Consider the following 5,230-nt stretch of genomic DNA (forward strand, 5'->3'; position numbering starts at 1 on the left):
GTGCCCACGACCGCGCTGCCCGCCGCCGCCCGCCCCGCCTTCGCCCGCGCCTGGGACGAGCTGCTGGCCAGCGAGCGCGTCGCGGCGGAGCGCCCGGAATCGCATGTGAACATCGCCGCGCTGCTCGCCCAGCGCGGCGACGCGACGGGGGCGGAGGCGGCCTATCGCGCCGCCCTGGCGCTCGACCCCGCCTTCCTGCCCGCCCTGGTCAACCAGGCCGCTTTCGAGGATGCGCGCGGCCGGCCCGAGGCCGCGGAGGCACTGCTGCGCCGCGCTGTCGCCGCGCATCGCGGCGATCCCGAGCCGCTCTATGCCCTGGCGCTGCTGCAGGTTCGACAGGGCCGGATCGGCGAGGCGACCGGATCGCTGGCCGCCGCCGCCGGGCTCGCGCCTGACCAGCCGCGCTACGCCTATGCGCAGGCGCTGGCGCTGCATCGCCAGGGCCGGGTGGACGACGCGCTCGCCGTGCTCGCCCGCCATCCGCGGCATCGCGACAGCCTGATCGCGGCGGCCAGCTTCGAGCGCGACCGCGGCCGCCTGGGGGAGGCGGAGCGCCACGCCCGCGCCGCCCTCGCGCTCGATCCCCAGGACCGCGAGGCTGCCGCGCTGCTGGCCGAGATCGCGGCGCGCGCCCGGCGTCAGTAGGGCCGCGCGCTACCGCACGGGCATCGCGTACATCAGCCCGCCGCGGATCCAGAGGTCGTTGAGGCCGCGCGACAGGCCGATCGGCGTGTTGCGGCCGAGATGCCGCTCGAAGATCTCGCCGTAGTTCCCGACCGCCTTGATCGCGTTGTAGGCCCAGCGCCGATCGAGCCCCATGAACGGCCCATGGTCGCCCGAGACACCCAGCAGCCGGCGGATCTCCGGCCGCTCGCTGCGCAGCATCTCGTCCACATTGGCCTGGGTGATGCCGAGTTCCTCCGCCTCGATCAGCGCGAAGACCGTCCAGCGCACGATGTCGAACCACTGATCGTCGCCGTGCCGCACCGCCGGCGCCAGCGGCTCCTTCGAGATGATGTCGGGCAGCACCACATGCTCCTCAGGCCGCGGCAGCGAGGAGCGCTGGCCTGCAAGCTGGCTGGCATCCGTCGAGTAGGCGTCGCAGCGCCCGGCGACATAGGCCAGCCGCGTCTCGTCGTTCTGCTCGAACACCACGGGGCGGATCTGCAGGCGGTTGCTGCGCGCCCAGTCCGCCAGGTTCAGCTCGTTCGTCGTGCCGGAGGTGACGCAGATGGACGCGCCGTCCAGTTGGTTCGCGCGCTGGATATTGGCGCTGCGGCGCACCAGGAAGCCCTGCCCGTCATAGAACGTCACCGCGGTGAAGTTCAGCCCGTTCGCCGTGTCGCGCGACTGCGTCCAGGTGGTGGTGCGCGGCAGCAGGTCGATCTGGCCGGATTGCAGCGCCGGCAGCCGCGCGGCGGAGGTCACGACGGTGAAGCGCACCCGGTTGCCGTCGCCGAAGATCGCTGCGGCGACGGCGCGGCAGGTATCGGCCTCCAGCCCCTGGTAGACGCCGCGGCTGTCCGTGATGCCGAAGCCCGGCGCGCCGGGATGCGCGCCGCAATCCACGTGCCCCTTCGCCCGCGTATTGGCCAGCGTCGGCCCGGCCGGCGCCATGGTCTGACCGAGCGCCGGCAGCGCCACGGCCAGGGTCGCCCCGAGGGCGAGCAGGCTGCGTCGGATCATCGTTCGTCTCCCTGTTCCCGGCGCGCGGTTCGGCCCGCCGCCCATTGCACGCCCGCCACCGCGGCCAGCATGCCCACGCCGAGCGCCAGCCGTGCCGGATCGGTGAACACATAGCCGAAGGCGGCCGCCAGGCCTGCCAGGCCCATCAGCAGCCGTATCGGCCAGGCGACCGGCGCCAGCAGGTATCCCGCATAGCTCGACGTGATGAGCGTCAGCGCCACCACCTGCGTCGCCGTGGCGGTCAGGATCTCCGCCAGCCCGCCGCGCAGCATGATCCCGGGGTCGTAGATGAAGGCGAAGCCCACGGTGAAGCCCGCGATGCCGAAGCGCGTGGCGTGCACGCTGGTGATGGTCGGGCTCGCCTTCGCGATGGCGGCCGCGGCGAAGGCGGCGGCGGCCACCGGCGGCGTCGCGTCCGCGATCACCGCGAAGTAGAAGGTGAACATGTGCGCCTGGAGCGGATCCACGCCGAGCGGCCGGCCGAGTTCCAGCACCTGCGGCACGCCGATCGCGGCGGCGATGATGTAGGAGGGCGTGGTCGGGATCCCGAGGCCGAGCACCAGCACCGTCAGCGCCAGCAGCACCAGCAGCAGGCCGAGGTTGCCGCCCGCCAGCCCCTTGATGATGCCGCCGAAGGCCACGACCATGCCGGTGGCGGTCAGCGCCGAGACGACGATGCCCGCACCCGCGATGGAGACGGCCAGCGGCGCCATGGTCAGGCCCGCCTGCGCCAGGCTCTCCACGATGGCGCGCGCCGACATGCGGGTGCGCGCCTTCAGCATCGCCACCGCCACCATCGCCACCGTGGCGCAGAAGGCGGCGAAGTTGCCGGACCAGCGCTCCATCATCAGCCAGACCAGCACGGCGATGGGCAGCACCAGGTGGGCGTCGGCCAGCACCTCGCGCCAGGCCGGGATGTCCTTCAGCGGCATCGGCGCGATGCCCAGCTTCTTCGCCTCGAAATGCACGGCGGCGAGGATGGCGAAGTAGTACAGCACCGCGCCCAGCGCCGCGGCGACCACGATGTCGCCATAGGGGATGTTGGTGATCTCCGCCATGACGAAGGCGGCCGCCCCCATCACCGGCGGCATCAGCGCGCCGCCGACGCTCGCCGCGCTCTCGATGCCGCCGGCCACCGCGGGGCGATAGCCGATGCGCGTCATCAGCGGGATGGTCATCGCCCCGGTGGTGATGACGTTGGAGACGCTGCTGCCGCTCATCGTCCCGAACAGGCCGGAGGTGACCACCGCCACCTTCGCCGGCCCGCCGGAATAGCGCCCCGCCACCGCCGCACCGAGGTTGGAGAACAGCCGCCCCGTCCCGCTGCCCTGCATGAAGGAGCCGAACAGGATGAACACCGCGATGGTGGTGGCGACGATGCCGGTCAGCGGGCCGTAGACGCCGCCCGCCGTCGGCACCAGCCAGGACGCTTCCACGATCTCGGCCGGGGTGAAGGGGCGCGCGTTGAACACGCCGGGCACCAGGTAGCCCCACTGCATGTAGGCGAGCGATCCCGCCACCATCCAGGCCAGCCCCGGCTCCACCGCGCGCCGGATCGCCTCCAGCAGGGTGACGATGGCGGTGATGCCGAGCGCCATCATCAGCGGCGTGAAGGCATCGACGTATTCCATGCGGTCCGCCACCGCCATCCAGTTCCACATCACCCAGGCATGCGGCGCGGCCGAGGCGGCCGCCCAGATCCAGTCGGGCACGGAGGGCCGATGCCGCGGGGAGCGCTTCGTCGCGGGGTAGAGCAGGAACAGCAGCGGCGTGAACACCAGCAGGTGGAAGCCGCGCATCTGGATCGGCTCGGGGAAGCCCGTGCCGCCGAAATAGAGATGGACCGCGGCGGCTGCCGCGGCCCAGGCCCAGCACACCCACCGCAGCGGGCCGTGCAACTCGCGCAAGATATCGCCCGCCCGGCAGCAGGTCGGATCAGGCGGCGGGCATCACGCCCGCCTCGCGGAACGCCCGCGCCGCGCCGGGATGCAGCGGCACGCCGTTGTAGCGCCAGGACACCGCCGGGTTCCACGCACCCATCGAGGCATGGATCGAGACCAGCCGCTGGCCGCGGTTGCGGATCAGCGTGCGCGTGATGCGATACGCCACCTCCTCGGGCACGCTGCTGTGCACCAGGATCACGCTGTCCATGGTGGTCACCATCAGGTCGCGGTCCTGCAGCGTCGGATAGGTGGCCGCGGGCAGCACGCCCTCGGCATAGGCGAAGGTGTCGATCAGGTGCTTGCGCACGTCGTCGGGGAAGCCGACCAGGCGCGACGCGCGGCGCCCCTGCCCGATCTCCGTCAGGATCGCTGCCGGCTTGGCCAGCGCGGCGTAGAGGTAGTCCACCTGCCCGTCGGCATAGGCCGCCGCGATGTCGGCATAGCTGCCGTTCAGGTAGCGCCCGCCGCCCGCGCGGATCTGGTCGGGCGAGGTGCCGAGGAAGCGCAGGATGCGCTGCAGCGTCATCTCGTCCGTGCTGGACCGCTGCGGACAGGCGATCTTCAGCCCGCGCTGCGTCAGGATGCCGCGCATGTCCTCCGGCCCCTGGCCCACGGCGCGGACCAGGTTGTGCTCGGTCGGGCTGTAGCCGGTGCCCAGGCTGCGCAGGTTCTCGTGCCGCTGGTTGTACGGGTCCTCGCCCTTTGCCGCCGCCGCGGTGAAGGTGTCGATGCCCCAGCCCATGTTGGACTGGTTGTTGTTGACGCGCGTGGAATTGGCGAGGCCGCCGCCCGGCACCACGCGGATGCGCAGCTCCGGATTCTCCTCCGCGATCAGGGAGGAGAGGCCGGCCGCCATGGTGTACCAGCCGCCGCCCACCGATCCGGCCACCCATTCGAAGGTCTGCTGCGCGCGCGCGGTGCGCACCGCCGGCAGCGACAGCGCGGTGGCGGCGCCGAGCAGCGCGGCGCGGCGCGAGACGAACAGGGCCATGTGTCTTCTCCCAACCTTCCCTCGGCCGGGATCATGCGTGGCGCGCCACGGGGGCGTCCATCCGCGAAAAGATGGAGACTTGGCAATCCGCGTCGCCCGCGCCCCCCGGCGGGCTGGCGGTTCAGGACGCGCTGCCGCGCCGTGCCAGGTGCTGGCGCACCGCCGCGATGGCTGGCGGGCAGGACGGCGCGGCATCGCCGAGCAGCGCCTCCGGCTGCAGGCTGCCGGTCTGCGCCCGCACCACGGCGCCGACCGCCCAGGCGGGGTTCGACATCGCGCGCTGCACCAGCCCGGGCAGCGCGTCCGAGGCGCAGCGCGAGACCTGCTGCACCAGCTCCTGCGGCGCGCGCGCCGCCTGCAGGCGCTGCGTGATCTCCGCCTGGATCGGCCCGAGCAGAAAGCTCGCGACCACCCAGTTCATCAGCCCCTCGAACATCTCAGGCGCTCCGCCGCCCGAAGGCGAGGGCATAGGCGATGCCGGCCAGCGCCAGGATGGCGGCGCCCGCGGTGGCCGCGCGGGAGGCGACGGCCGCACCGGCCTCGCCCGCCAGCAGGGCCGGCACCTGCGGCAGCGCCGACCCGCCGCCCATCAGCGCCACCAGGCACACCA

General features: G+C 72.8%; 5 protein-coding genes. 1 reads left to right on the forward strand and 4 read right to left on the reverse strand.

The window, feature by feature from the left end; genetic code table 11:
- Positions 1 to 645, forward strand: a 645-nt coding sequence (locus OZN99_RS24825) for a tetratricopeptide repeat protein (protein ID WP_270937923.1), incomplete at its 5' end; no start/stop codon positions are given.
- Positions 646 to 654: 9 nt separating this feature from the next.
- Here OZN99_RS24825 and OZN99_RS24830 read toward each other — a convergent pair.
- The 4 genes from OZN99_RS24830 to OZN99_RS24845 all read right to left on the reverse strand — a co-directional run bounded on the left by OZN99_RS24830 (position 655) and on the right by OZN99_RS24845 (position 5,056).
- The gene (locus OZN99_RS24830) at positions 655 to 1,686 is read right to left on the reverse strand and encodes an amino acid ABC transporter substrate-binding protein (protein ID WP_270937924.1); all 1,032 of its coding nucleotides are present in this window, start codon (positions 1,684 to 1,686) and stop codon (positions 655 to 657) included.
- Positions 1,683 to 3,593 (reverse strand): TRAP transporter permease, encoded by a 1,911-nt coding sequence (locus tag OZN99_RS24835; RefSeq protein WP_270937925.1) that lies wholly within the window; start codon positions 3,591 to 3,593, stop codon positions 1,683 to 1,685. The genes OZN99_RS24830 and OZN99_RS24835 overlap by 4 nt, the downstream gene beginning before the upstream one ends.
- Before the next feature lie 28 nt (positions 3,594 to 3,621).
- Entirely contained in the window at positions 3,622 to 4,620 is a 999-nt protein-coding gene (locus OZN99_RS24840; protein ID WP_270937926.1) for a TAXI family TRAP transporter solute-binding subunit, read from the reverse strand.
- A gap of 121 nt (positions 4,621 to 4,741) precedes the next feature.
- The gene (locus tag OZN99_RS24845) at positions 4,742 to 5,056 is read right to left on the reverse strand and encodes a hypothetical protein (RefSeq protein ID WP_270937927.1); all 315 of its coding nucleotides are present in this window, start codon (positions 5,054 to 5,056) and stop codon (positions 4,742 to 4,744) included.
- Positions 5,057 to 5,230: the final 174 nt, after the last annotated feature.

Source organism: Falsiroseomonas oryzae, assembly GCF_027856955.1.
GTDB classification, from domain to species: domain Bacteria; phylum Pseudomonadota; class Alphaproteobacteria; order Acetobacterales; family Acetobacteraceae; genus Falsiroseomonas; species Falsiroseomonas oryzae.

Bases quoted from the DNA above. Each gene is read 5' to 3' on its own strand.
- OZN99_RS24830 (WP_270937924.1), bottom strand. From the start codon at position 1,686: ATGATCCGACGCAGCCTGCTCGCCCTCGGGGCGACCCTGGCCGTGGCG.
- OZN99_RS24840 (WP_270937926.1), bottom strand. From the start codon at position 4,620: ATGGCCCTGTTCGTCTCGCGCCGCGCCGCGCTGCTCGGCGCCGCCACC.
- OZN99_RS24845 (WP_270937927.1), bottom strand. From the start codon at position 5,056: ATGTTCGAGGGGCTGATGAACTGGGTGGTCGCGAGCTTTCTGCTCGGG.